The organism is Streptomyces sp. SID3343, assembly GCF_009865215.1.
Classification (GTDB): domain Bacteria; phylum Actinomycetota; class Actinomycetes; order Streptomycetales; family Streptomycetaceae; genus Embleya.
In genome coordinates this window covers 1-1,740 of sequence record NZ_WWJX01000627.1, presented here as the reverse complement: position 1 = coordinate 1,740, position 1,740 = coordinate 1, and the positions used below count along the sequence as shown (strand labels likewise).

Here is a 1,740-nt window from a genome sequence, read left to right as displayed (position 1 = left end):
CAGGCTGGCGGAGGATACGAGATTCGAACTCGTGAGGGTGTGAACCCAACACGCTTTCCAAGCGTGCGCCCTAGGCCACTAGGCGAATCCTCCGAGAGGGAGCTTACAGGAGGTCGGTGGGTGGTTGTGCACCTGTTCCCGGTGGGGGTGGGGCTGTGGGTTCGGGAACGTGAAGAACCCCCCGTGCACCCGGAAGAGCCTCCCTATCCTTGCTGCCTTCCGGCCCTGGGGAGGTTCAGGAGGGTACCGCCGCACGGGGGGTCCGGGGCCTACAGTACCGGACGTCGGGCGGTGTTCGGGCACTGCGGGTGGTGAGCGTCCGCGTCTGTCGTCGCGCCCGGCTATCGTCGGGGGCGTGTCGCTCGCCCTCTACCGTCGCTACCGCCCCGAGACCTACGCAGAGGTCATCGGGCAGGAGCACGTGACGGAACCCCTCATGCAGGCTCTGCGGAACAACCGCGTCAATCACGCCTACTTGTTCAGTGGGCCGCGAGGCTGTGGCAAGACCACCAGCGCGCGCATCCTTGCCCGGTGTCTCAATTGTGAGCAGGGGCCCACGCCCACTCCATGCGGGGAGTGCCAGTCGTGTCGGGATCTCGGTCTCGGCGGTGGTGGCAGCATCGACGTGATCGAGATCGACGCCGCGTCGCACGGTGGTGTCGACGACGCGCGTGACCTGCGGGAGAAGGCGCACTTCTCGCCGGTCGGTTCGCGCTACAAGATCTACATCATCGACGAGGCCCACATGGTCACGTCGGCGGGCTTCAACGCGTTGCTCAAGGTGGTCGAAGAGCCGCCGGAGCACTTGAAGTTCATCTTCGCGACCACCGAGCCGGAGAAGGTCATCGGGACCATCCGGTCGCGGACGCACCACTATCCGTTCCGGCTCGTGCCGCCCGGCGTGCTGCGCGAACACCTCGCGTCGGTGTGCGAGACCGAGGGCATCAAGGTCGAGCCGAGCGTGCTGCCGTTGGTGGTGCGCGCCGGCGCCGGCTCGGTGCGTGACGCGATGTCGGTCATGGATCAGCTGCTCGCCGGAGCTACCGACGACGGTGTCACCTACGCGATGGCGACGTCGTTGCTTGGGTTCACCGACCGGTCGCTGCTCGACGATCTCGTCGAGGCGTTCGTGGGGCAGGACGGCGCGGCGACGTTCGAGTTGGTCGATCGTGTGATCGAGGGCGGTTTCGATCCGCGCCGGTTCGTGGCCGACCTGTTGGAGCGGCTGCGCGACCTGGTGATTCTGGCCGCCGTGCCGGACGCGGCCGACAAGGGCCTGATCGACGTACCTGCCGACCAGTTGGAGCGGATGGTCAAGCACGCCCGCGAGTTCGGCCAGGCCGGGCTTACGCGCGCCGCGGACATCGTCAACACCGGGCTCACCGAGATGCGCGGCGCCACGGCGCCCCGGCTTCAGCTCGAACTGATCTGCGCCCGGGTGCTGCTGCCTGCGGTGGACTCCGGCGAGCAGAGTCTGCAGACCCGCCTGGAACGGCTCGAACGCCGCGCGTCGGTCGGGGGCGGCCTTACCGCCGCGCCCGCCGTACACCAACCTCAGCAGGCCCACGCGGAGCCCTCGACGTCCCCGCAGCAGGCCGCCCCTGCTTCGGCAGCGCCCCCTGGCCGCCTCGTACCACAGCCCGCGCAGCCCGTACCACCCGCCGCGCAGCCCGTGCCACAGCCACAGCAGCCCGCCCCCGGTGCCTGGCCGCAAGCCCGCGCCGCCGGCTCGGGTCCGCC

General features: G+C 69.3%; 1 protein-coding gene, 1 tRNA gene and 1 other RNA gene. 1 reads left to right on the top strand and 2 read right to left on the bottom strand.

Going from position 1 to position 1,740, the window contains the following annotated elements; all coding sequences use genetic code 11:
• Positions 1–5: 5 nt before the first annotated feature.
• Positions 6–93 (bottom strand) — tRNA-Ser (locus tag GT354_RS19470).
• A gap of 77 nt (positions 94–170) precedes the next feature.
• An RNA gene (ffs, locus tag GT354_RS19465) (signal recognition particle sRNA small type) lies at positions 171–265 on the bottom strand.
• Between the two features lie 90 nt (positions 266–355).
• Between ffs and GT354_RS19460 the strand changes: the two genes are divergently transcribed.
• Positions 356–1,740, top strand: a 1,385-nt coding sequence (locus tag GT354_RS19460; RefSeq protein ID WP_161357574.1) for a DNA polymerase III subunit gamma and tau, incomplete at its 3' end; no start/stop codon positions are given.